This window comes from Flammeovirga aprica JL-4 (assembly GCF_012844305.1).
Classification (GTDB): Bacteria; Bacteroidota; Bacteroidia; order Cytophagales; family Flammeovirgaceae; genus Flammeovirga; species Flammeovirga aprica.
In genome coordinates this window covers 1-23,657 of record NZ_JABANE010000071.1, presented here as the reverse complement: position 1 = coordinate 23,657, position 23,657 = coordinate 1, and the positions used below count along the sequence as shown (strand labels likewise).

General features: G+C 35.3%; 23 protein-coding genes. 12 read left to right on the top strand and 11 right to left on the bottom strand.

What is annotated here, in order from left to right; all coding sequences use genetic code 11:
• Positions 1-102: 102 nt before the first annotated feature.
• A complete protein-coding gene (trpB, locus tag HHU12_RS22125; RefSeq protein ID WP_169658925.1) occupies positions 103-1,287 on the bottom strand; it encodes a tryptophan synthase subunit beta in 1,185 nt (394 codons plus the stop codon).
• A 4-nt stretch (positions 1,288-1,291) separates the two neighbouring features.
• Positions 1,292-1,963, bottom strand: coding sequence for a phosphoribosylanthranilate isomerase (locus HHU12_RS22120; protein WP_169658924.1), 672 nt, complete (start codon positions 1,961-1,963; stop codon positions 1,292-1,294).
• 65 nt (positions 1,964-2,028) lie between these two features.
• On the opposite strand from HHU12_RS22120, the gene HHU12_RS22115 reads away from it, so the two are divergent.
• Positions 2,029-2,724, top strand: coding sequence for a hypothetical protein (locus tag HHU12_RS22115; protein WP_169658923.1), 696 nt, complete (start codon positions 2,029-2,031; stop codon positions 2,722-2,724).
• A 55-nt stretch (positions 2,725-2,779) separates the two neighbouring features.
• Positions 2,780-3,178 (top strand): hypothetical protein, encoded by a 399-nt coding sequence (locus tag HHU12_RS22110; RefSeq protein WP_169658922.1) that lies wholly within the window; start codon positions 2,780-2,782, stop codon positions 3,176-3,178.
• Between the two features lie 41 nt (positions 3,179-3,219).
• On the opposite strand, the gene trpC is transcribed toward HHU12_RS22110, so the two are convergent.
• The 5 genes from trpC to HHU12_RS22085 all read right to left on the bottom strand — a co-directional run bounded on the left by trpC (position 3,220) and on the right by HHU12_RS22085 (position 8,064).
• Positions 3,220-4,002, bottom strand: a complete 783-nt coding sequence (trpC, locus tag HHU12_RS22105) for an indole-3-glycerol phosphate synthase TrpC (protein ID WP_169658921.1) — start codon at positions 4,000-4,002, stop codon at positions 3,220-3,222.
• 29 nt (positions 4,003-4,031) lie between these two features.
• Positions 4,032-5,018 carry an anthranilate phosphoribosyltransferase gene (gene trpD, locus HHU12_RS22100; protein WP_169658920.1) on the bottom strand — a complete coding sequence of 329 codons (987 nt, stop codon included), beginning with the start codon at positions 5,016-5,018 and terminating at the stop codon, positions 4,032-4,034.
• 14 nt (positions 5,019-5,032) lie between these two features.
• Positions 5,033-5,599 (bottom strand): anthranilate synthase component II, encoded by a 567-nt coding sequence (locus tag HHU12_RS22095; RefSeq protein ID WP_169658919.1) that lies wholly within the window; start codon positions 5,597-5,599, stop codon positions 5,033-5,035.
• Between the two features lie 27 nt (positions 5,600-5,626).
• Entirely contained in the window at positions 5,627-7,033 is a 1,407-nt protein-coding gene (locus HHU12_RS22090; RefSeq protein WP_169658918.1) for an anthranilate synthase component I family protein, read from the bottom strand.
• A gap of 302 nt (positions 7,034-7,335) precedes the next feature.
• Entirely contained in the window at positions 7,336-8,064 is a 729-nt protein-coding gene (locus tag HHU12_RS22085) for a hypothetical protein (protein WP_169658917.1), read from the bottom strand.
• A 292-nt stretch (positions 8,065-8,356) separates the two neighbouring features.
• Between HHU12_RS22085 and HHU12_RS22080 the strand changes: the two genes are divergently transcribed.
• Genes HHU12_RS22080 through HHU12_RS22070 form a run of 3 tightly spaced genes read left to right on the top strand, consistent with a single transcriptional unit; the run spans position 8,357 to position 10,843 of the window.
• Positions 8,357-8,995, top strand: coding sequence for an ABC transporter ATP-binding protein (locus tag HHU12_RS22080; RefSeq protein ID WP_169658916.1), 639 nt, complete (start codon positions 8,357-8,359; stop codon positions 8,993-8,995).
• Positions 8,996-9,000: 5 nt separating this feature from the next.
• Positions 9,001-10,395 carry an ABC transporter permease gene (locus HHU12_RS35695; RefSeq protein ID WP_169658915.1) on the top strand — a complete coding sequence of 465 codons (1,395 nt, stop codon included), beginning with the start codon at positions 9,001-9,003 and terminating at the stop codon, positions 10,393-10,395.
• Position 10,396: 1 nt separating this feature from the next.
• Positions 10,397-10,843, top strand: coding sequence for a hypothetical protein (locus tag HHU12_RS22070; protein ID WP_169658914.1), 447 nt, complete (start codon positions 10,397-10,399; stop codon positions 10,841-10,843).
• 28 nt (positions 10,844-10,871) lie between these two features.
• Here the strand turns inward: HHU12_RS22070 and HHU12_RS22065 are convergent, their stop codons facing one another.
• Positions 10,872-11,312 carry a MerC domain-containing protein gene (locus HHU12_RS22065; RefSeq protein ID WP_169658913.1) on the bottom strand — a complete coding sequence of 147 codons (441 nt, stop codon included), beginning with the start codon at positions 11,310-11,312 and terminating at the stop codon, positions 10,872-10,874.
• Between the two features lie 294 nt (positions 11,313-11,606).
• Here HHU12_RS22065 and HHU12_RS22060 point away from each other — a divergent pair, with 294 nt between their 5' ends.
• From HHU12_RS22060 to HHU12_RS22045, 4 genes are read left to right on the top strand one after another with little or no spacing between them, the layout of a single operon-like run.
• The gene (locus tag HHU12_RS22060; protein WP_169658912.1) at positions 11,607-12,827 is read left to right on the top strand and encodes an aminotransferase class V-fold PLP-dependent enzyme; all 1,221 of its coding nucleotides are present in this window, start codon (positions 11,607-11,609) and stop codon (positions 12,825-12,827) included.
• 15 nt (positions 12,828-12,842) lie between these two features.
• Complete coding sequence (locus HHU12_RS22055) at positions 12,843-13,280, top strand: SufE family protein (protein ID WP_169658911.1); 438 nt, start codon at positions 12,843-12,845, stop codon at positions 13,278-13,280.
• A gap of 22 nt (positions 13,281-13,302) precedes the next feature.
• The gene (locus tag HHU12_RS22050; RefSeq protein ID WP_169658910.1) at positions 13,303-13,617 is read left to right on the top strand and encodes an iron-sulfur cluster assembly protein; all 315 of its coding nucleotides are present in this window, start codon (positions 13,303-13,305) and stop codon (positions 13,615-13,617) included.
• 29 nt (positions 13,618-13,646) lie between these two features.
• A complete protein-coding gene (locus tag HHU12_RS22045) occupies positions 13,647-14,063 on the top strand; it encodes a BrxA/BrxB family bacilliredoxin (protein ID WP_169658909.1) in 417 nt (138 codons plus the stop codon).
• A 69-nt stretch (positions 14,064-14,132) separates the two neighbouring features.
• Here HHU12_RS22045 and HHU12_RS22040 read toward each other — a convergent pair whose 3' ends face one another.
• Together HHU12_RS22040 and HHU12_RS22035 are read right to left on the bottom strand one after the other, a co-directional pair.
• Positions 14,133-16,994, bottom strand: coding sequence for an OmpA family protein (locus tag HHU12_RS22040; RefSeq protein ID WP_169658908.1), 2,862 nt, complete (start codon positions 16,992-16,994; stop codon positions 14,133-14,135).
• Between the two features lie 393 nt (positions 16,995-17,387).
• Positions 17,388-19,760, bottom strand: coding sequence for an OmpA family protein (locus HHU12_RS22035; protein ID WP_169658907.1), 2,373 nt, complete (start codon positions 19,758-19,760; stop codon positions 17,388-17,390).
• Positions 19,761-19,977: 217 nt separating this feature from the next.
• Between HHU12_RS22035 and ubiE the strand changes: the two genes are divergently transcribed.
• A complete protein-coding gene (gene ubiE, locus HHU12_RS22030) occupies positions 19,978-20,703 on the top strand; it encodes a bifunctional demethylmenaquinone methyltransferase/2-methoxy-6-polyprenyl-1,4-benzoquinol methylase UbiE (protein ID WP_169658906.1) in 726 nt (241 codons plus the stop codon).
• 20 nt (positions 20,704-20,723) lie between these two features.
• On the top strand, positions 20,724-21,461 hold the full coding sequence (gene porT / locus HHU12_RS22025; RefSeq protein WP_169658905.1) for a type IX secretion/gliding motility protein PorT/SprT: 738 nt from the start codon (positions 20,724-20,726) through the stop codon (positions 21,459-21,461).
• Between the two features lie 74 nt (positions 21,462-21,535).
• Here porT and HHU12_RS22020 read toward each other — a convergent pair whose 3' ends face one another.
• Positions 21,536-22,165 carry a hypothetical protein gene (locus HHU12_RS22020; protein WP_169658904.1) on the bottom strand — a complete coding sequence of 210 codons (630 nt, stop codon included), beginning with the start codon at positions 22,163-22,165 and terminating at the stop codon, positions 21,536-21,538.
• A gap of 125 nt (positions 22,166-22,290) precedes the next feature.
• On the opposite strand from HHU12_RS22020, the gene HHU12_RS22015 reads away from it, so the two are divergent.
• Positions 22,291-23,280 carry a LuxE/PaaK family acyltransferase gene (locus HHU12_RS22015; RefSeq protein WP_169658903.1) on the top strand — a complete coding sequence of 330 codons (990 nt, stop codon included), beginning with the start codon at positions 22,291-22,293 and terminating at the stop codon, positions 23,278-23,280.
• Positions 23,281-23,657 lie beyond the last annotated feature (377 nt).

Genomic DNA, 23,657 nt, shown 5'->3' with positions numbered 1-23,657 from the left:
TTTTGCTTTCCTTAATGAGGTCATTTACTTCCGAAAAAGTATCAAAAAAGGCTAGCACCCTTAAAGAATGCTAGCCTTCAATATCTATGTTTTGAGGATTTTCTAGTAATTACCCCACTTGATGTACGTCTCCAAGTCTTTATCTCCTCTACCAGAAAGGTTAACTACTACCACATCATCTTTCTTGAAATCCATTTTTGCTAATGCTGCAAAAGCGTGTGCTGATTCTACGGCTGGAATAATACCTTCCAAACGTGATAACTCAACACCTGCTGTCATTGCTTCATCATCTGTCACATATTTAAATTGTGCTCTTCCAGAGTCAAACAAGAAAGCGTGGATTGGTCCGATACCAGGATAATCCAAACCTGCAGAAATAGAATAAGGCTCTACTACTTGACCGTCTTCTGTCTGCATTAAGATCGTTTTACTACCATGTAATACACCTGGAGTTCCTAAAGCTGTAGTTGCTGCAGACTCACCAGAATCCACACCTAGACCGGCTGCTTCAACGGCTACAAGATTTACATCCAATTCATTTAAGTAATGATAGAATGCTCCTGCCGCATTACTTCCTCCACCAACACAAGCAATCACGTGATCAGGGTTTTCTTTTCCTTCCTTCTCTTTTAATTGCTCTTTGATTTCCTCAGAAATAACAGACTGGAATTTCGCCACCATATCAGGGTAAGGGTGAGGTCCTACAACTGAACCGATGATATAGTGTGTATCATCTGGGTTGTTAATCCAGTGACGCATTGCTTCGTTTGTAGCATCTTTTAGGGTCTTTGAACCACTTGTGGCAGGAATTACTTCTGCTCCCAACAAACGCATACGCTCTACATTCGGGCGCTGACGAGCGATGTCAATCTCTCCCATGTACACGATACATTCCAATCCCATTAAAGCACAAACTGTAGCTGTTGCCACACCATGCTGACCTGCACCAGTTTCTGCAATGATTTTCTTTTTCTTTAATCTTTTCGCTAAAAGAATTTGACCAATTGTATTGTTCACTTTGTGAGCTCCTGTATGGTTTAAATCCTCTCTTTTCAGATAGATTTTCGCTCCATATTTTTCAGAAAGCTTCTTCGCGTGATACAAAGGAGTAGGTCTACCAACATAATCTTTTAATAAACCATCAAACTCTTCCTTAAATTTTGGATCGGCCATCATAGCCTCATAGTTATCCTTCAATTCTTTCACGTTTGGATAAAGCATCTCTGGGATATATGCCCCTCCAAATTGGCCATAATAGCCATTCTGATCTGGTTCTTGATATGTCATCGTATTATTTGTTTTTGTTGTTGATAGATTTCACCCAATCGCTTAATTCTGTTACCATTGCAATATCTTTCATTGCCGGCGCAATTTCAAACTTACTATTCACATCTAAGCCTTTAAAAGGCAAATCTTCTAAAATAGTAAGGTCTTTTATGTTTTCTAAAGAAACTCCTCCGCTTAAGAAGAAAGGCTTCGTGGAAGAGTATTGTTTTAAAACTCCCCAATCAAAAGTTTGGCCCGTTCCTCCGTGCTGTTTACTCTTTGTATCAAAAAGAAAGGCATCAACGTAAGGTTCATAAGGAACTAACGCAGAAAAATTAAACTCATCTTTAATTCCAAAAACCTTGAAGATTTCCAATCCTTCCTCTTTCAATTGTTTTGCTTCTTCTGGAGATTCACTTCCATGTAATTGAATCACATCAAAATGATACTTCTTCGCTGAAGCTAGAATATTCTCAACCGTTTCATTCACAAACACTCCTACTCTTTTGGTTGAGCTGTTCCATTTTTGTTCTAAAAAAGAAACATCTTCTTTTTCAATATACCTGCTAGAAGGTGGATACATAATAAAGCCCAAATAGTCTGGCTCCAATGTTAAAACATCAGAAATATTCTGCTTATCACGCATTCCGCAGACTTTCAATTTGACGATGTTATGTTCCTCTTTGTCTGTTTTCATGATACGAAACTAAATCTCTTTTTAATAGAACTTATTTACTCTTAAGGACTCTAATTTTAATCTTTATGAAAAAGTATATTTTTCTTTTTATGCTCATTTTTTATAGTACTATCTCTCAAATATTTTGTCAAAAAGTCTATTTCACATCTCAAGAAAAGGAATATGATAAAAAAACTGACACATACCTTTTAAAAGGAAATGTTAAGACCACAATTGACTACTATTTATTCAGCAATGACTGTACTTTAGTCAACGAACTTAAAGGTTTATATACATTCTACGGGTCAAAAGAAAAACCACTTAAAATCACAGACCTTTCAGATTCATTGGGAGATGAATACTATATTGATAGTACTTACATTCTCAATATCTATGAAAATGAAGATATTTTACCTTATCATTTACATGATAGACCCTGTGGAGATTCCTTTATATACAATCCTGCTCCTCACTATGAATCCGACTCTACTACTTTTAATATGAGAACTCAAATATTAAGACTTTATCATAATGCTTTTATAAAATTTGATAATATATCATTCAAGGGAGAAGAAATTGAAATGAATTTCATAACCAAAATCTTAACCCTCAAAGGTTCAAATACTTTTCCTATTCAAAGTACAATCATACTTAGTGATAGTATCCCACACTCTTCCAATGATAAACTTCAAAAATTATTAAATACCAAAAAGACATTTTATATCAAAGACAACTGTAAATTTGATACCGAGGAAAATAGTCTTGAGTACCAAACCAATTAATCACTTCGATAATAATTCTTTATATTTGAGGATAAAGAATTTATCACTTTTTTGAATGAAAAACACTTTATCCCTTTTCATATTAATCACCTTTTTCCTAAGCTGTAATCAACAATTCTATGATCGTGAAAGATCGCTAGAATACAGTGCTGATAATGCTTACATTGATGCCCCAAAACATTTATTGTGTCTAAGAGGAAAGGCTTATTTTATTGATCCATCCATTGAAATCAAAGCGGATTCCATTGATATTCACCATAAATCAGGAAAAGTAATCGTCTATGGAACGGATGACTCTCCTGCAGAGATTTACTTGAAACAAAGTAATGTCAAAGTACTTGGTAAATATGAAATGTCAGGTGTTAGAGAACAGTTTTACAGAAGCTTTGATTATTATCCTCAAATCAACCGTATCCGTTTTCATACTGACAATCAGAAATGGAAAATATTTTAAATATTAAAAAAATATTTTCGGGTAGACACATAGGTCTACCCCTACAGTTGTTTCATAAAATCAATGGCTGCTTTGGCAGGATCTTCCGTTTTCATGAAGTTCTCACCAATCAAGAAACCTTGATAACCGTATTTCTTTAATTCTTTGATATTTTCAATATTGCTGATACCGCTTTCTGATACTTTCACGTACTCATTTGGAATCAATTCAGCCAACCTTATCGACGTTTCAATACTTACTTCAAAAGTCTTCAGGTTTCTGTTGTTCACCCCAATCAAGTCCATTTTATCACAAACGTGAGCTTCTAATTCTTGCTCGTCATGTACTTCCAAAAGAATTTGTAAACCTAAGTTTCTTGCTAATGTAGCATAATGTTTACTTTCTTCAGGAGTCAAACAAGAGGCAATCAAAAGAATAAAATCTGCACCGATTGATTTCGCTTCAATGATTTGATATTCGTCTACGATAAAATCCTTTCTGATGATCGGCACTGGAGAAACAGATCTTGCCGCTAATAAATCATCCACTGTTCCACCGAAAAACTCTTGATCTGTCAAAACTGACATTGCAGAAGCACCTGCTTTATAATACCCTTCAGCTACATCAGAAACTTTGGCAGTTCCGTTGATCAAACCTTTTGAAGGGGATTGTCTTTTGAATTCAGCAATAATTCCTGATCTATTCGGACTTGTAATCCATGACTTGGCAGAAACAGGTTCTTTGTCAAATAACGGTCTTCCTTCTAAATCTTGAACACTTAATAACTCTTTTCTTGCTGCTACTTCAATTTTCTTATGAGCAACAATTTTATCTAGAATTGTCATTTCTCTTTTATTATTTAGACGAATAGTCCTTATGAATTAATCAATTTCTTAAATGCATTCAGTGCTGCACCTGATTCCAATGATTCTTTGGCTTGTGCCACGCCTTCTTCAAATGCTAAACCTTTACCTGTCGCAATCGCTACACCGGCATTGGCTAGTACTGCTTCTTTTTGTGGAAGTGTACCTTTGTTTTCCAATACATCAGTGAAAATTTTTGCTGATTCTGCAATTGTTCCTCCACCAAAAAGTGATTCTTTTGTCTGGTAATGCAAACCTAAATCTTCCGGCTTCAATAGACGCTCACTTTCTTTTGTGATGATCTTAAATGGAGAAGTCAACGAGATTTCATCGTACACATCCAATGAGTGAAGGATGGCAAATTGCTTGTCAGTTTGTTGGTATAAGTAACCGTACAAACGTGCAATTTCTAAACTGAATACACCTACAATCTGCTTTTTCGGGAATGATGGGTTTACCATTGGTCCCAACATATTGAAGAACGTTTTCACTCCTAATTCTCTACGGATAGGCGCTACATTTTTCATTGCTGGGTGAAACAATGGAGCGTGAATAAAGCAAATCCCTGCCTCGTCCAAATTGCGTCTTAGCGTATCAATATCATTGGTAAACTCATAGCCGAAATGGGCCATTAAGTTTGATGATCCACATACAGATGAAACACCATTGTTACCGTGCTTTGCTACATTTTGACCAGCACCTGCCACTATAAAAGAGGATAATGTAGAGATATTGAAAGTATCTTGACCGTCGCCACCTGTACCGCAAAGGTCCATCGCATCATAGTCATCCAAATCAATTCTCAAGCACAATTCCAACATAGCATCTCTAAAACCAGTCAACTCTTCTACCGTAATACTACGCATAGAGTAGACTGTCAAGAAAGCGGCAATCTGACTAGGATTAAACTCCCCTTGTGCTAGTTTAGTGAGCGTTTCTTTTGCTTCTTGTTCTGATAAAGAACCGTATTCAAAAAGTCTGTTTAATATCTTTTTCATGGTTGTTTTATTAGTTAGCCTTGAATCCAGTTTTTAAGAATTGCCATCCCGTGTTCTGTCAATACAGACTCTGGGTGGAATTGTACCCCTTGTACATCAAATTCCTTATGTTGAACAGCCATTACAAATCCATTTTCGTCACGTGCTGTTACTTTCAAAGGTGTTCCTTCTAAACTGTCTGACTGAATCACCCATGAATGATAATGTCCAATCTTAAAGGTATTCGGTAAGCCTTGGAATAATCTCGCATCTGGCGTGACCACTTGAGCGTTATCCTGAACACCATGTAAAGGATAATTGTTTTCCAACGATGCACCAAATGCTTCACCAATGGCTTGATGTCCCAAACAAACGCCCAAAATACTTTTAGACGAACCGTATTCTTTGATCACATCAGGCATAATTCCCGCTTCCGATGGAATGCCAGGACCTGGAGAAAGAAGGATTTTGTCGTATTTACCAACCTCTTTCAAAGTGATTTTATCATTTCTATATATCTCTACCGTCTGCCCTAATTCTCTTAAGTAATGTACTAAGTTGTACACAAACGAATCATAATTATCTAGAACAAGTATTTTCATTGCCTTCATCAAATTTTCTTCCCTGTATTATAGTTCTTCTGCCATGTCCATTGCCTTACGCAATGCCGCTAATTTATTATGTACCTCCTGTAATTCACTTTCTTCAGAAGATTGAGCGACTACACCTGCACCTGCTCTGTAGTGTAATTGATTGTCCAAACTCAAGAAGGAACGGATCATGATAGCATGGTTGAAATCACCTTCAAAGCTCATAAAACCAATCGCTCCACCATAGAAACTTCTTCTTACGTTTTCGTATTTATCAATCAATTCCATGGCTTTGTATTTCGGTGAACCCGAAAGTGTTCCTGCAGGGAATGTATCAGCGACCACTCTTAAAGGATCAGTTCCTTCAGATAATTGACCATTTACTTTAGAAACCAAGTGAATCAGGTGAGAGTAATATTGAATTTCTTTGAATACCTCAACCTCCACATTATCGCCATTTCTACTCAAATCGTTTCTCGCTAAATCAACAAGCATAACGTGTTCTGAGTTCTCTTTTGGATCATCATAAAGCTTTTGAGCAATTTCTGCGTCAGCTTTATCATTACCCGTACGTTTGAAAGTACCTGCGATAGGGTGAATCGTTGCTTTTTTATCTTTAACAATAATCTGAGCTTCTGGAGAAGAACCAAAGATTTTGTAAGTACCGTAATCGAAATAAAATAAATAAGGAGAAGGGTTGATAGAACGTAATGCTCTGTACACATTGAACTCGTCTCCTTGGAAGTCTTGTTGGTATCTTCTTGAAAGCACAATCTGGAATACATCACCTCTGAAACAGTGGTCCTTTCCGCTTTTAATTACTTTCAAAAATTCCTCATCTGTAAAGTTTGTCGTCTCCTCTCCTGTTCTTGAAAAATGGTAAGCAGGAAAGTTTTTACTTTTTATCAGTGACTTAATTTCCTCAATATTGCTCTCTGAAGCAGCTCCCTCAGGAATATGTTCAAAAATATGCAACTCATTTTTAAAGTGGTTGATCGCAATCACATATCTAAATGCTTGATATCTGATTTGAGGAATGTCTGTATCCGTTTTATCATCATCAAAAGTAATCTCTTCAAAAGACTGTACCGCATCATACGTCATGTAACCGAACAGTCCATGAGAAGGGAATTTCTGATCTTCTTTTTGCTCATGTTCAAAAGATTTTGAGAAGATCGATAGTTCTTTTAATGCCTCTGCATGTGTTGTTAATTCTCTTTTTTCTTCTTCCTTGTTAGGATATTGAACTCTTAATAATTTATCCTGAACTGAAAATTCTGCGATGGGTTCACAGCAAATAAAAGAATAACTATTATCTGCTCCATGATAATCAGAACTCTCTAATAATAAACTATTTGCGAATCTATCTCTTACTCTTAGATAGATGCTTACTGGAGTTACTGTATCTGCCAGTAGTTCAGCATGTGTGTTATTAAATCGATACATGACGTAGTATATTAATCTTAGTTGAATGCAAAAATGAAGTATAAAAAAAGCCCGCTGAGTGAACAGCGAGCTTTCAATATATATATCTTAAAATAAAGCCAATACGCGTCTGTCACTCAATTTGATTTAACTGAGCGCCACCACCATGACTTTACGATATTTTTTACTGAATTTCTCATTTCGCAATAAAACTATGAATTATGAATGAATTTCACAATTAAATTAAAGTTTTTATAACAAATCTTTTTTATTCAGTTCTTAATTATCAACAGTAACTTAAAAGTGTATTGTAGAAAAGTTGATTATTTCAAGTCTTTTTTAGGCTCCTCAGAACACTCTGAGTACAAAAGAACGTGTTTTGCTAGATCTCTCCAGTTTACGTCCTCTCCATATTGTTCATTTACTTTAGAGCATGATTTCCAAATAGGAACAAACTCTTTTTTGTAATCTTTCTTTGATAACTTGTAAGCCGCTTTATCATTGTTTACATTCACATAGTATGATTTTGCAATACCACCAGCTTTCACAGGACCAACGCCAACTGAAGTTGTCTCACCTGCCATTGGGTCATGATACACTTTTACTACTTTACTAAACATTGGGTTAAGCAATTGTACTAAAAGTACCATTTCTTTTTTCTTAACTTTTACGTTTGCTTGCTCAAAGTATACTAGACCTTTGTTCAATAAATCTTGATCTAATTTTTCATCATTCCATTTTTTCATGTCACTGATGAAGTCCATTGATTTCGAAAGTTTGTCCAGGCCACTTGGCGGTAAATACATATACTTTACATCAGAAGCCAATAGTTTGTGCTTTTTACCTTCGCCATCCTCAAATTTCAGTGCTTTGATGATACCTTTCTTTCTGTCAAGGTCTTTTAAAATACCTTTCAACTCAGTACCATCATTTAGAGTGATGTAAGCCGTTTTTTTATGTGAAAAAGTAAATGAAGGTGTTTGAAATTGTTGAGCTGAAGATTGAAGCGCAATGAATAGGATCGACATTGCGATGAATAGTTTCTTGTACATATTTAAAATGTTTAAAAAATTTAGAGATTTATTTGGTAGAATACACTTTAAGTAAAGCAAACATAAGAAAAAATTGAGGAGGCAAGCTTTTTTTAAAATGGGATTCTCTCAATTATTAAAACATTAAAAATCAATCTTTATATAATACAACAAAATAATTGTAAGACTTTCTTTTCAGATCGTTCCCTAACGAAGCACTTTTCCTTTATTATGATAAATCTCCTTATATATCAATAAGAAAGCTATCATTAATCTAGCATTCATATTATTTTTACTGCAAAGTATAAACATAATGATACAAACGAATCAATTACAATACACCTATCCGAAAGGAAGCACTATTTCATTCCCGGATTTTGAAATCTCTTCAGGAGATAAGTTATTAATATTAGGTCCTTCTGGATGTGGAAAGACCACTTTACTACATTTATTAGGGGGCTTACTTCCATGTACGAACGGAAAAATCACTATCAATCAAAAGGACATTTCTACTCTGAAAAGCAAAGAAATGGATCAGTTCAGAGGAGATAATATTGGCATCATCTTTCAGAAACCGCATTTTGCTCAAGCACTTACAGTTGCTGAAAATTTAGCATTCGCTCAGCAGGCAGGTGGAAAGAAGACCGATAAAAGTAGAATTGAACACCTGCTAAGCAAATTAGGAATTATAAAGCATAAGGATAGACTACCTCAAAAAATGAGTGAAGGGGAGAAACAACGTCTTTCTGTGGCCATGGCCTTGATCAACAAACCGGCTCTTTTACTGGCAGATGAACCTACTGCAAGTTTAGATGATCATCATGCATTCGAAGTGATTCACTTATTAAAAGAAATCGCTGCTGAAGAAAACAGTGCCTTGGTAATCGTTACGCATGACAGCCGTTTGAAAGAAGAATTCAAAGACCATATCCTTACGCTAAAAAGCATCTAATAATCATGAATATATTCAAATTTGCCTGGAAAAACCTATGGCATAAACCACTTAGTACTTCCCTCAACCTTACTTTATTTGCCTTCGGCGTAAGTATTATTTCTGCATTGCTTTTAGCGCAAGATTATTTCAAAACAACTTTAGAAAAAAATAAAGCAGGTATTGGAATGGTAGTCGGTGCAAAAGGAAGTCCTTTACAGTTAATTCTTTGTGCCATTTATCAGGTGGATAACCCTACCGGCAATATTCTTCTGGAAGATGCTATGCGATTAAAAAAGCACCCGCTTATTGATAAAGCAATTCCACAATCTCTAGGAGACAATTTTAAAGGTTATAGAATTGTTGGGACAACTCATGAGTACACAGACCTTTATGAAGCTGAAATCCAAGAAGGGAAAATGTGGAATGAAAACAAAGCTTTTGAAGTGACTGTTGGGGCAAATGTTGCTAGAAAGTTAGGTTTAAAAATTGGAGATGAATTCCATAGTTCACATGGAATGGACGATGGTGGTCATAGCCATGAAGAAGAGCTTTTTATTGTAGTAGGTACTTTAAAAACTACCGGGACTGTCATCGATAATTTAATTATGACAAGTCTAAAGTCTATATGGGATGTTCATAAACATGCACCGACAAGTAAAGTAAATTATGGTAATTTCTCTGATAAGAAAAAGGAGAAAAATAAGGTTCATAAAGATAAAGAACATGCTCACAAACATGATGATCACGACGAACACGATCATGATGAAAATGCTCACAAACATGACGAGCACAACGAGCACGACCATGATGAACATGCCCACAAACATGACGACCACGACGAGCACGATCATGAGGGACATGAACACAATGATGCTGAAAAGGAAATCACAACTTTACTGGTTAAGTTTAGAAATCCAATGGGAGCTGTAGTTCTTCCTAGAATGATCAATGAACAAACTTCAATGCAAGCAGCAAGCCCTGCATATGAAACATCAAGACTTTTAAGTTTAGTAGGCGATGTTATATTAGCTTTAAAATACCTGGCTGTAGCAATTATCTTTGTCTCTGGTCTAAGTATATTTATCTCTTTATATAATTCTCTAAAAGAAAGAAAGTATGAATTAGCTTACATGCGTTCATTAGGAACCAAGCAAAGCTATATTTTTGGGTTATTATTAACCGAAGGGTTGCTGTGTGCATTATTAGGGTTTGCCATCGGCATCGTAATCAGTCATTCTGCTATAGGAATTTCATCGATGTATATTGACGCATTACAATCCTTGAATATCAACAGTCTTTCATTTACAATAGGAGAACTATACCTCTTCATAGGTACAATCAGTATTGGGTTTATTGCTTCCATAGTTCCTGCTATACAAGCGGCCAATACAAACATATCACAAGCTTTATCAGAATAAAATGAAATTTATAAATAGCATATTACTCCTTTTCTTTCTCATTTCTTCCTACTCATGGGGACAAAAAAGCCTTGATGATGTTTGGAAAACACTTAGTAATGTAGAAATGAAAACCTATATGGATGAAACACTAGGGTTTGAAGTTTCAGAACCCATCTTTGGTGGAGAAGTGGAAATGATTGATGGTTCTATGATCACTATCAGCGGGTACATACTACCTGTTGATAGTGAAGACGGGACTAGTATTTTGTCCTATATGGCTTTTGCCAACTGTTTTTTCTGTGGAAATGCAGGCCCTGAAACAGTAATGGAATTAGACACTCCTAGACGTCAGAATCTTCTCAATAAAAAAGTAATTGTAAAAGGAAGACTGGAATTGAATCGTGATGATTTTTTCAGCTTGATTTACCGACTGAAAAATACTGAAATAGTTGAAGTATTGAATTAAGAAATAGCTTTTTAAATCAAGAATAAAACTAACATGTACAAACTTCTTTCTGCTTTGTATGTGTTAGTTTTAAATTGTATAAATGGCTTAAAATTAACCCTGTAGAAGCTGCATAAGAAACTATAGCCAACCATAATGGTTCATACCCTACATATTTCATCATCATGCTAGAAGCATAAATCAAATAGAAAAGCCACATACCATTTTTTAAAAAGTCTGATTTGGTTTTCTTTACTGCAAAGTAAACAGCTATACCTCCAACCAAAATCATAGAGATATCAAGAAAACCCCAAAGGTCTAAAGTATGTGCATGATCGTGGCCGTGGTCATGACCATCCATATGAGACACAGCGGAACTAATTACAATTACTCCCGAAGTGAGAATACAATGGATCAGGCAGAACAGGGAACCTGTAAAACCAATTTGATCTGCGTATTTTGATATTTGATGTCTCAGTTTTTTTACCATACTGCAAAATAAATAGTTAGAAAGTTAATTTGCAAACTTGTTGCAAGTATGATCCTGTTGCAAAAAGGTAATAAGTCCAAAGTAATGTAAACAACAGGTCTGCTTATTGGGCATCAATTTTATTAAAAATCGGCATTTTCATCAAGCATTTACCCTCAAATATTAATAATTGTTCATATAATCATCTTTTTTTGCAATTATTTGAGACGAATCCCTTAAGAAACTTGAACAAGACGAACTTTTATATAAAATTGCATCTTTATTAGAGTAGATTCATTCTAAATAAGAGAGAAAATGATTGATGTAGAACAACTTCGTAAAGAATTTCCTATTCTAAGCACTGAGGTAAACGGGCATGCTTTGATATATTTTGATAATGCCGCGACAAATCAAAAACCCAAAGTGGTGACTGACGCATTGCAAGAATATTATGATGGTTACAATTCCAATGTACATAGAGGTGCTCATACTTTAGCCGATAAAGCTACTAAGGCATTTGAGGAAACAAGAACCCTCCTTCAAGAATTTATTAATGCGGGAAAATCTGAGGAAGTTATTCTTACAAAAGGAACTACAGAAGGTATCAACCTAGTAGCTCAAACTTACGGTAGAATGGTGTTGAATGAAGGCGATATCATTTTGGTATCAACAATGGAACACCACTCGAATATTGTACCTTGGCAACTTATTGCAAAAGAAAAAGGAGCTTCAGTTATTCCTATTCCTATCAGTGAAGAAGGTGAAATTATTTTCGAAGAATATGAAAAACTACTTTCTGATAAAGTAAAAATTGTTGCTGTAAACCATGCTTCCAATGCATTGGGGACAATCAACCCAGTAGAGGAAATTATTAAAAAGGCACATGAGGTGAATGCAAAAGTATTGATTGACGGTGCTCAATCTGCAGGCCACCTTCCTGTTGATGTACAAGCAATGGACTGTGATTTCTTTGTAACCTCTGCGCATAAAATGTTCGGACCTACAGGTATGGGCTTTTTATATGGTAAAGAAGAGTTGCTGCTTGCTATGCCTCCTTTCTTAGGTGGTGGTGAAATGATCAAAGAAGTTTCTTTCGGCGGTACTACTTTCAACGAACTTCCTTATAAGTTTGAAGCAGGCACACCCAATATTGCTGATACTATTGCTTTTGGAACTGCTATTAAGTTTATCAACAAGTGGGGCAAAGAAAATATGGCCGCACATGAAAATGCTTTATTAGAGTATGCTACTGAAAAATTAAAAAAAGAGGTTCCTACAGCAAAAATTTACGGGGAAGCTCAAAACAAAGTAAGTGTACTATCGTTTGTAATTGAAAATATTCATAATTACGATATTGGCATGATGCTCGATGCAAGAGGCATTGCAGTAAGAACGGGGCATCATTGTACTCAACCACTCATGGCTAGATATGAGCTTGAAGGAACAGTAAGAGCTTCATTTGCCGCTTATAATACGTTTGAGGAAGTGGATAAATTTATTGAAGGGTTGGTACGTATAGTAAAAATGTTTGGTTAAAATATAGGATAAACTATGACTGTTGTAACAAAAAATATAGAGGAGATACAAAACGAAATCATTGATGAATTTGATCTTCTAGACGGAGATAGAGAGTCAACTATTTTCTATATCATGGAATTAGGACAAGATCTTCCTGCCATAGATGAAAGTCAGAAAATAGACGAAAATATCATCAAAGGTTGTCAGTCAAAAGTATGGCTCACAACAGACTTTGTAGACGGGAATATTATTTTCAATGCAGACAGCAACACAGACATTACAAAAGGTCTTATCAGTTTGTTGATCCGTGTATTGAACAACCGTACTCCTCAAGAAATTATTAATGCAGATTTATTCTTCTTTGACAAAATTGGTATGAACGGTGTCATCGGTTCTCAACGTTCCAACGGTTTTGCTTCGATGATTAAGCAAATGAAGTTTTACGCTTTAGCTTACAGCGCAAAGAGTTAATCTAAAAATCAAATAGATAAAAGTGGAAAATACAGAGTTAAAAGATAAAATTGTTGCTGCGATCAAAACGGTTTATGATCCAGAAATACCTGTAGATGTTTTTGAGTTAGGATTAATCTATGACATTAATATTATTCCTCCTCTCAACAAAGTTCATGTTCTTATGACTTTAACTACTCCTTCTTGTCCTTCGGCGGAGCAAATTCCTGGAGAGATTGAACAAGTAATTAAAGCAGTTGAAGAAGTAAGTGACGTTGAAATCGAATTGACATTTGAACCTCCTTACACTACAGACATGATGTCTGAAGAGGCTAAATTAGAACTTGGATTTTTATAGAAAAACGAAAAATTTAATTTATATAAATTATGTATCCTGAACATTTAACAACTCCTATGAAATTGGAGTTAACTGACAACGGTTTCTCTGATTTAACATCAGCTACTCAAGTAGAAGAGACAATTGCAAAAGACGGCACTACTCTTTTAGTAATTAACTCTGTTTGTGGATGTGCAGCTGGTACTTGTAGACCAGGTGTTTTACACTCATTACAAACGGCTACTAAAAAACCTACTCAGTTAGCAACTGTATTTGCAGGTGTAGACGCTGAAGCTGTAGCAAAAGCTAGAGAATTAATGCTTCCTTACCCTCCTTCATCTCCATCTATTGCTTTATTCAAAGATGGTGAATTGGTGCACTTTATTGAAAGACACCACATCGAAGGCCGTTCTGCTGAAATGATTTCAGAGCACCTTGTAGCAGTATATAACGAATTTGTGGACTAGTCTACAATTTCTTAGACATAAAAAAATAGGCTCCCATCATCTGGAAGCCTATTTTTTTTATGCTTGATTTTACTTAGCATCTCCTGTATTTACAATACCAAACTTGAAGTGAATTCTTCTATTGAGTGCTCTTCCCTCTCTAGTAGCATTTGTAGTAATCGGCTCTAACTCTCCTTTACTATCTACATAGATCCTATTAGGGTTTTCAATATTTCTAAAGAAATATGCCACTGATTTTGCTCTTTCCATTCCCAAATACTGATTATAAATCTCAGGACCACTACTGTCAGTATGCCCTGTAATTTTAAGCGTTTTGGTTAGATTAGCATTTAGGTAGTCTTTGATTCTCTGAAGTGTTGCATCATTGCTGTTGCCAAACTCTTTTGAATCAAAAGGGAATACAATTGTGAAATCCTCTATTTCTTTTTCAAAAGCTAAATCTTCCGCTGAGTTATTAATTGATGCCTTCTGTAAAGCACTTTTTGTCTCAGGATTAGTATTGTTTCCTGCTATTGTTTCATCTGAAGGTGACACAACAGTCATTGCATCATCGTTAGCAGGTGTATCAGTAACTGAACTCATAACTGCCACTGTTCCCGCTCCTGAATAATCGTTTGCCTCTTTATATCTTAGGCGAGCCGATAATTCCGCATCCTTCTGCATCTGTAATGTCAAATGATCTCTTGGAATACCATTATTTTCAAAATAAGTAATTATTTCATTCGACATGTCTAAAGACTCTTGAGTACTACCCGAGGTAACAACTAACTCCAAGTAAGAACATTGCTTCAACTCTGACAATAAATGACTTATCCATTTTTCATTGACATTGACAACATCACTCATTACCTCTGTTTCTTTCAATACATATGTACTTGTATCATACTTACTCATCCCACAGTCAGATGCTCTTGATGCCAATCTCGCATATCCTTTAGGCCTGATGATATACTCCATACGTTCATTTTTCCATGACATATCACTCTCAGGCAAGTACATTGGATATCTAATACCATACCCCACATTTTCATTCACTAGTTGCTCATCATCAATGCCGACTGTTTTCAAAGCATTCAATGTTTCCATTGCTTTTGTTTTAGACATAAACTCCAGCACCAGCTTACTTTTTTCTGGGTTGTAATCAGAGTGTCCTACAATTTCAACACTATAATCATCATGCTCTTCAATAAAAGTTTTCAATGCTTTTAACTCTGAAGAAGAAGAAGACATATTAATGATTTGATCATCATCGAAATAAATATTCATCAGAGACTCTGATCTATTAACAGCAAATTTCTGCAAGCGATAAGTTTCCTCTATTGTTACTGTAGGCTTATTAATCTTCGCAAAATCAAAACGGTCTGTTTTTAATAAATATCCTTTAGAGTAAACTTCCAATGCATATTTCCCACTACATCTGTGCATCCACTCTAACCTTTCTCTATTAGCTTTTAAAACCTGTTCTTTTTCTACTTCCTGTGTTCTTACATTAATCAACTTCACCAATACATCAACATTTCGTCGATCTTCTGTTTCAAACTTCAGATCAAAGAAAGAAACGCTTCTTGCATTCGACTCATTGTTTTTCACACAGTAAATATCATAACCGCCCATACCCTCTTCTCTTACTGAAGAAAAATACGACTCTGATCCATCTGCTGACATCACATAAAACAGGTCATCACTTGCTGTATTTACAGGGTAATTAAGTTGAATAACTTCTCCCATATCTCCAGTTTTAAGATCAATATCCACTTTGAACACATCAAAACCTCCTATACTGTTATGTCCTTGAGAACTGAAGTAAAGGGTTTTGCCATTAGGGTGAATATATGGAGACTCTTCATCTAAATTTGTATTGATTTTGTCACCCATATTTTGAGGCATTGCCCATTCTCCATTGGGTAACTGACGGATTATATATAAGTCCATTCCACCTTGAGCTTCATCTTGAACACGATCACTTGTAAAGACGATCACTTTACCATCCGCTGACATACTCATGTGTGTTTCTAAAGCGGAAGAATTAATAGGAGCGTCAATAGGTCTCGGTCTCGTCCACTTTCCACTGTAATCATTGGCTTCATAGATGTCGCCAGGGTTAGATGTACTAGCACCCACACTTCTGTATAAAAACAATCGATCACCATCTGAAGATAAAGCAATGGCTGCATCATGTTCCTCTGTATTAATTTCAGTCATCGGTTTTGGTGTAGACCAGAATCCATCCTCTCTTCTATCCATATAGAATACATCTTGGTAAGGCAACTGATCATGCGGATCTAATTCGTGATGACTTGTGATATCTTGTCTATGAGAAGTAAAATATAGTCTTTGTCCGTCAACCGTAATAATTGGAGTAATATCTGGAAGGTAAGTATTTGCTAATGATAGATTTAATAGATTTTTATTATCAGCGTTGGCCATAAATTCCGGTCCTCTTCGGCACTGATCAATGTAACGGTCAAGGTCCTCAACAGAAACTTTTACATATCCTGGATTTTTCTCTTCCTCCGTTTTTTCTTCTGGTTTCAATGAAGACATCTTTTGCTTTTCGAGAGTATACATCTCGCCAGCTCTTGTAAATTGATGTCCCATTTGATAAGCCTTACCCAGCCAATAGCCTACTTGTCTGAATGAAGGGTCTTGATCATAAACGGTTTGAAAATAAGGTAGAGCATCTACTCTATTTTTTGTCAAATCGTTGTAAATCGATATACCGAGGTAATAGTTACAGAGAACATTTTCAGGAGCATATTTCACAGCTTCCAACATCTCTTCCTCTACATAATGATATTCTTCGAGTTGAAGATAAGTCTCTGCTTCTTTGAGCGCTTTTTTTAATTTGTTTTTGTTAGCGTTACTCTGAGCATAGGAAGATACATTGAGTACTAGCAGGAGTAATAAGCAGTAGATGGGAAAGGTTTTCATAATGTTAATCTTAAAAGTCAGATTCATGATTAATTTAAAGTGATAAAATAGCATTATGTCTTGAATACGAATCAAAACACAAAATATTATTGTTAGCTTATTATATTTACAAGACACTATTCTTTATCTACTTATTTATATTTAGAGTGTGACTTTTCAGACAGAAAATTTTCAAGCAAAAAATCTTCTGTATACTAGCATCACGAGCGAAAATTTGTGAATAAAGCAATAGTATCTATCAAAGGCACTAAATCAGAATCACCTATTAATTCATGTAAAAAGATGTGACAAAACACTTCAATAAGTTCTCTATTTCAATGTTTTCCTACACTTTGCACACAAGAAGTAATAATCAACTAATTCTGATTCAGCACCTGTTATTTATTTCATTTATTATCTAAACATCAAAGGAGTAAAAGATATTCTTCTATTCTTTTTACGTCCTTCTTCAGTGTTATTGTCAGCTATAGGCATATCAAAACCGAAAGTTCTGTATTGCAGTCTATCTCTTTCTATACCCATCCTCACGAGTTCTTGAACTACGATCCTCGCTCTTTTCTCTCCTAGTTTATCGTTGAAAGATTTTGAACCTCTATTATCTGTATGTCCACCTACTTCTACAACCAGATTTGGGTACCTATACATAACATCAAAAACTTGAGCAATAATTCTGTAGCTTTCATCTGTAATAGTATTACTTCCGAAAGCAAAAGTAATAGTACCTGCAATATCCATAACCTCGCCTAAATGTGGGGTAAGTTGAGGTAAAGGTTCTTCGACATCTTCAACAATCTCTTCGAATACTACAATTTCTTCTGGCGTTCTCACCACATATTCAATTCTTTCATTTTTAAGTCTTCCAAGTTGCGATTGGTTGGAAGCCACAGGGTATTGCCATCCATAGCCATGTACAGACAGCTTCTCCATATCTACTCCATTGGTTACTAATTCTTTAAAAATACTTTCTGCATTCATTTGAGATAAATTCAACACTTCTAAAGAATCTTTTCCTTCATATTTTGCAGAGTGCACGTTCACATCCACTACATAACCATCCACACTTTTTATAAATTTTGCAAGATCACTAAGCTCATATTCTGAAGTAGAAACGAGTCCTCTTTCTTGGAAAAAGATATTTTTCAGATTTTCTCTCTTCAGGTCTCCTATTTTTTGTAATGCAATAGTTTCTGATATTTCTATATAATCTGTTTGCTCAGGAATGTAGATGTTTTTTGAATGAAATAAATACCCATCCTGCTTTACTCTGAAACCATAGTTTCTGTTAGGATCTAAGTAGAATAGATATTTTCCTCCTTCCGCTTTTAAATCCTGCACAACTTCTCCTGTGTTATTGTCAACTACTGTAATTTGGGCCTCTATCAAGTTATTATTTTCAGCATCTCTGACTTCCCCGTTCATGGCAATCAAAGTAATCTGTTTCGAAGGAATCATGGCCATGTAAATATCAGGACCGCCAAAACTATCTTCTCTGATAGATGAGAAATACCCTCTTTCACCATCTGATGAAATCACATAAAATACATCATGATCAGCCGTATTGATAGGGTAGCCTATATTTTTAGCTTTTCCCCATTGTTGTTGTTCTTCGTTCCATTCAGAATAAAATATATCATATCCTCCCATTCCTTCATGTCCCTTTGAACTGAAGTATAGAATTTTCCCATTAGGATGGACAAAAGGCCCTTCCTCATCGTGTTCAGTGTTAATGTTAGGACCTAAATTTTGAGCTTCTCCCCAAGTACCGTCAGCTTTTAAATGAGAAACATAAATATCTTGTCCTCCTAATGCTTTTTTATCTTTCCTCGTACTTGTAAAATAAAGTGACTTTCCATCTGCAGAAATAGAAGCATGTGTTTCCGAGAAGGCTGAATTGATTGTTTCCGGTAAAGGTTTTGGCTTAGTCCAGTCAATGCCATTCCATTTACTTTGGTATACATCTCCACCTGACTCTCCGTTTTTACCTATTTTTCCATCCGCATGATATAAAAACAGAGTATTACCATCAGGTGATACACCTACAGCCGCGTCATGATGTACCGTATTTATATTCTTACTAATGGGTTTTACTTTCTTCCATTCTCCTTCCTCATCTCTATAGGTCACATATACATCTTCATAATACAACCCTGAAAGGTCGTCTATTTCTCCTCCTGTACTTCCTTCTCTTCTTGAGGTAATGACCATCATATTTTCATCTGCAGAAAGAACAGGAACAATTTCGGCATATTTCGTATTGATATTTTCGCCCAAATTAACAATCAATAGATCCAGAGAATCTCTCATTAATTTTTGTCCAACAACACACTGCGCTTTATACTTTTCTACATTTGCTATCGTCTGTTCATCTATTTCTTTATATTCTCTTAAAAAGGTATCGAACAGTTTATATGCTTCATCAAAACGGTGATTGAGGTGCAAAGCCTTGGCGATATAATAATCTACCTCATAATAAAGCTCTCTATCTTTAATTCTTTGAAAATAATCTAACGACTTACTCTTATTAAGATACAAGGCATGTTGATAGGCATATCCCATCATAAAGTTCCAATCGTCAAACTTAATCCCCTCTTCTTCCACTTCCAATAACACCTCTATAGCCTCTTGATATTGATCAAATTCTATAGATTCTTCGGCAAATTTCAGATGCTTTTTTAACTCAGAAGATTTTTTAAGTTTCTGAGCGAAAGAGGAATGAAAAGATGAAAACAATAGAATGGCTGATACAAAAAATAAAATTTTACGCATAAAAAATCTAATAAAAGTAAATTTCGAAGTCATTTAATCAGGAATTTTGTCAACAAAATCATAGTATTTAAAGTTTATATACAAAACACATTGGTCTACGCTTTAAAAGTTATAATTTTGTGGAATGTTTGAAGCACGCTTGAAAAAGTTCTTTAAACGAGCAATATAGATCATATCTATTATTCTAACAATGCGTTAGATAAAAAAATAAGAAATCATGACAGTACTCCCATATAAAAACAGAGAAGAAGGTAAAAAAGAGCAGGTTGCTAACATGTTTGACAATATTTCGGCGAAGTATGATTTGCTGAACAGAGTCTTAAGTGGTGGTATTGATATATACTGGAGAAAGGTGGCTATCAATAAACTAAAGAAACAACAGCCTAAAACAATTCTTGATGTTGCTACAGGTACAGGTGACCTTGCACTTCAAGCTTGGGCTACTTTAAGTCCTGATAAAATTACAGGTGCCGACATCTCTGCAGGAATGGTGAAAGTAGGTCGTGAAAAAGTAGCTAAAAAAGGTCTATCAGATAAGATTGATTTACAAATTGGAGATTCAGAAAATCTACCTTTTGAAGACAATTCTTTTGAGGCCGTAACGGTTGCTTTTGGAGTACGTAATTTTGAGAATCTTGAAAAAGGACTGTCAGAAATCAAAAGAGTACTAAAACCTAATGGCACATTAGTTGTACTTGAATTCTCACAACCACAATCCTTTCCTTTTAAACAGCTTTACAGATTCTACTCAATGAATATTTTGCCTTTAATTGGAAAGATTGTCTCTAAAGATAACTCCGCTTATACTTATCTTCCTGAGTCAGTTGAGCAATTCCCTTATGGCAAAGCTTTCACTGGTATCATGGAGAAGTTAGGCTATAACAAGGTAACATGTACTTCACTTACATTTGGAATAAGCTCAGTTTACACTGGTCAAAAATAATTTTTTCAACTTTTTTCCTTGTGCTGACCTTAGGATTTCAACATAAATCTTATAGTCAGTACACAGGAAAACCCATAGGGACTGTTATCAACCTTCCTGATTTCGATAAGAAAAAATTTCATTATGGATTTCAACTTGGTTTTGTCTCCTCTCCTGTAGGTCTAGATCCTTCCCAAAGTGCTTTTAATGTCAGCGGAACGGATACTACTGCAGTTTATATTACTCCTCAAACCACAGCAAGTTTTCTTCTTGGTTTTCTACTCAATGTAAAACTGTCGAACAATAATCACTGGGCTTTAAGATTTTCACCTAACGTCTCCTTTTATTCCAGAAGGTTTACAATGGACACATTAGGATACAAACTGCCTCCGTCTAACATTATTGTTAAACCTGAGGACTTAGTGCAACTACAGTCTAACACTACTTTAGAGTTTCCTATCATGCTAAAGTATCAGTCTGACAGAAGAAAAAATCACCGCCTTTATTTATTGGGAGGTATCACACCAGCTTTTACAGTTGCAACAAAACAAGAATCTTCAAGAGAAGAGTTTTTTGTCAATCTGCAAAGCTATAACGTGTCATTCACATGGGGATTTGGTATGCACATCTACAATCGAATGTTTTGTCTATCTCCTGAAATCCGTATTTCGCATGGCTTGATGAATGTAGCGGATCATTCCGGAGAATCCCTTTATATGCCTTTTGTTGACGCAATCCGCTTACACAAAATATCTTTTATCATTAACTTCGAAGGGTAGATAATAAGACAAAAAAATATGAATTAGTAATTTTGTCTCAATACTTACCTTGAAGAATAAAAAACACTCAATACTTAGTCACCTTGAGCAGGAGGAGGAACATTATTATCATCACCTCTTTCTTTCGGACTTCCTATTTCTATACCTGCAGATACAATTTCATTACTTTCATTCAATGCTCTATCTGCAATGTGAATATTAAATTTCACCGAGTCTCCTTTCAATAATGGAGATCCGAACGTTCCATCATAATACAAGAGGATTCCGTATCTCAACTCACCTTCCAAAGGACGCTCTCTTCCCGAGTTATTAAGCATAGGAAATCTACCATTGAAATCCTGATTCTCATCATAGATCACTGGTTTGTAAATTCCGTCTTCTTCTTTCTTCAATACTGTAACAAAATAGTTGTTATGGTATTTATTTTTCACCGTATCTTCCGGCAATTTATCTTCTTCATAAGGAGCATAAGGTCCCATAGTATCCATTTGCCCCAAACCTAGGTCTCCATCACCATCTCTAAATTTAATTGCAATGTAAACACTATCTTGGGTTGCTGCTGGATTATTATTTTCTATCCAGGAGAATTCTATTTCAGGTTCTTTAGGAAATTCGGGTTCACCAAAACAAGACATAAACATTGAAAGTATTAACATTCCAATCGGCAGCTTGATGAATAGTGTTCTATATCTTTGCGAAATCATATGATTAATAATTGATTTATCAGAGTGGTTAATATTTTTATCTACTATTTTTAGTACTTTGCCTATTAAATTTATTAGGTAAAATAACTTTAATTACCAAGAAGAGTCCAATCCAATATATATTAATGGAATTTACAGATCAATTCAAAAAGAAAATATTTACGATCAAGAATGAAAAGGAATTTGAAAAAGCTGCATTAGAAGCTTTTCGTTTTCAAGCAAAAGAAAATCCTATTTACGCTCAATACCTTTCTTACTTAAACGTTTCGTATAATAAGATACATAAGATTACTGAAATTCCATTTATGCCGATTGAATTTTTTAAGACTCAAAAGGTATTATGTAATGATTCTTCTATAGAACGCGTCTTTCAAAGTAGTGGAACTACAGGATCTGTACGCAGTAAGCATTATGTTTCGGACTTATCCCACTACAAAAAAATCACGACAACCTATTTTCAAGAGCTTTACGGTCCTCTTGAAAAAATACATATACTGGCACTTCTACCCAGTTATTTGGAGCGTAGAGACGCTTCTCTAATTTGTATGATCAGCGATTTTATGGATTCTTCAGGAAAGCACTCAGACTTTTACCTGAATGATCATGAAAGGTTGGCTCATAAATTGCTTGAAATTCAAGCAAAAGGGGAGAAAGCTATTTTATTTGGAGTGACCTTTGCTCTGCTTGATTTTGCTGAACATTTTCCTTCTAACTTTTCTGATATTATTGTCATGGAAACAGGAGGAATGAAAGGAAGGAGAAAAGAGCTGACTAGAAGTGAGGTGCATCAACAATTGAAAACAGCTTTTCAAACCGAAAATATTCATTCGGAATATGGTATGACAGAACTCTTGTCTCAAGGGTACTCTTTAGGTGATGAACAGTTTCACTGTCCTCCATGGATGAAGGTATTTTTTAGAGAAATTAATGACCCTTTTTCGTTATCTACAACTAAAAGAGGCGGTATTAATGTTATTGACTTAGGGAATATTGAATCTTGCTGTTTTATTGAAACAAAAGACATCGGTGCTCCCGGCGACACACCCAATCAGTTTTATGTTTTAGGAAGATTTGACAATACTGATATCAGGGGCTGTAATTTGATGGTACAATAAATAAGAATTAAAACATAATGAAACGCTTTTTTATCTTTTTCATTGGTCTATTGTTATTAGGCCTTACATCTTGTAGAACTTATAAGACTTGCCCTACTTATGCTAAAAATGATTTGACTAAAGAAGCTATTCTAGCTTCTGAGAAAAATACAAATAATCAAAAGAACTAGGTTTTAGTCTTACCTGAAAAGCCTTGACAGCAAAAACAATCTCTTTGCTATCAAGGTTTTTTTATGCCTATCAATTCTTGAAAATGTATAGACACAAAAAAAGGTTAGTCAACATCTTGTGTTAACTAACCTTCTATATTTAATGAATGTGGCGCCGACTTACTCTCCCGGGGGTTAACCCAGTACCATCAGCACGGTAGGGCTTAA